This window comes from Aliivibrio finisterrensis (assembly GCF_008933155.1).
GTDB lineage: Bacteria > Pseudomonadota > Gammaproteobacteria > Enterobacterales > Vibrionaceae > Aliivibrio > Aliivibrio finisterrensis.
Genome location: NZ_WBVP01000053.1, coordinates 1 through 1,479, shown reverse-complemented (window position 1 = coordinate 1,479; position 1,479 = coordinate 1). Strand labels below are relative to the sequence as shown.

1 pseudogene is annotated in these 1,479 nt (G+C 46.6%); it reads left to right on the top strand.

The window, feature by feature from the left end:
* A pseudogene (locus F8B77_RS17610) lies at nucleotides 1–1,479 on the top strand (MSCRAMM family adhesin SdrC); the annotation flags it as partial.

Here is a 1,479-nt window from a genome sequence, read left to right as displayed (position 1 = left end):
TTAACCGATGGCTATGAAACCGATAATGGCCTCAATCCGATGGATGCGGGTGACGGTAGCATAGACAGCGATGGTGATGGGATTCGTGATGCCGATGAAATGCTGTTTGGTTTAAATCCGAATGACCCGAATGATGGCAAAGACGCCGATACCGATTTAGATGGCTTTACCAATGGGCAAGAAGTCATGGTCGGCACCGATCCACTGGATGCGAATTCCTATGACGGTGATGGAGATGGCGTTCTTGGTATCATTGATAGCGATGATACCGATCCAATGACAGACAATGACGGAGACGGTATTGCGGATAGCGTTGAAAAACAAGCGGGCTTTGATCCAAACGACCCACTCGATATTGATTTCTCTATCGATGAAAACAGCGATGGCATTGCTGACGTGTGGGCAAGGTTGCAAATGGGTTTACCTGCGCAAGGGATCATGAATGTAAGTACTTGGGCGCAATATCAAGCCCAAATGGCAACCACGCCGGAAGCGGTCGTGACAGATTTTATTAGTCAACCAAGTCAACGTTCCATCGATTTGAGCGCATTAAGTGGGGAAGTGTCTTACGAGTTCGTCGTACATTTTGAAACGGACCGTTCCAATTCATTGGAGATACTCGGTCTGAAAAATTACAGTACTGGATACAACACCGAGTGGAGCATACGTTTTGAGCAATTTTCATCTAACGGTAAGTTAGGTGCGACGAACTATGGTTCGGCTGACCATAGGTTTACTGCTGTGAATGGGCAATCTATTGGTTCGCCTTACGGTGATCCAGTCCATATTGTTTTCCTTGCCAGGGGCAGTAATAGCGAAGTCTGGGTGAATGGTGTTCAAGTTGGGCAAATCAGTGGTCAACCTCTGCTCATTAATGATCCCGCTACACCGCTCGGTATTAATGAAGGTAGTGTACAAGGTGTTGAAGGCATCTATGGCTTTGCTGCGCATAACCGCGCGCTTTCGGCGGATGAAATCGCTGCAGGTTATCAAAAAGCGCTGAGTATTTACGTCGATACGGATGGTGACGGTATTTATGATGTGATTGACCCTGACGATGACAACGATGGTTATCTCGATAATGGGGAGCAAGACACCAGCGGTTACGGTACCGGTCAAGCGGTTTCTACTGTGCTGAACGACATCAATGATTTGCTTGCTAATAACCAAACCATTGATGAAACCCTATTAATCGATAGCGGTAAATTTAGCAACATCGTCAGCATCAACATGGCGACCTATAACGCTGAATTTACGCGATTGGGCAGCTTAACCACCTTAACGCAATTACAAGGCGTGATAGATGGGGTGAATGCTTCAGTGGAAGCAATCACCGCCATTGTAGGTTTTGCTAATGTTAATGATGCCAGCAACCTAAGCTTCGCGGAATTAAGCAGCGTGATGGGGTTAACTGCGCTTGATGCAAATAATCATGCGTACTACAGAGCCTTGATTGCTGCAGACGTAGGCAATAACGTA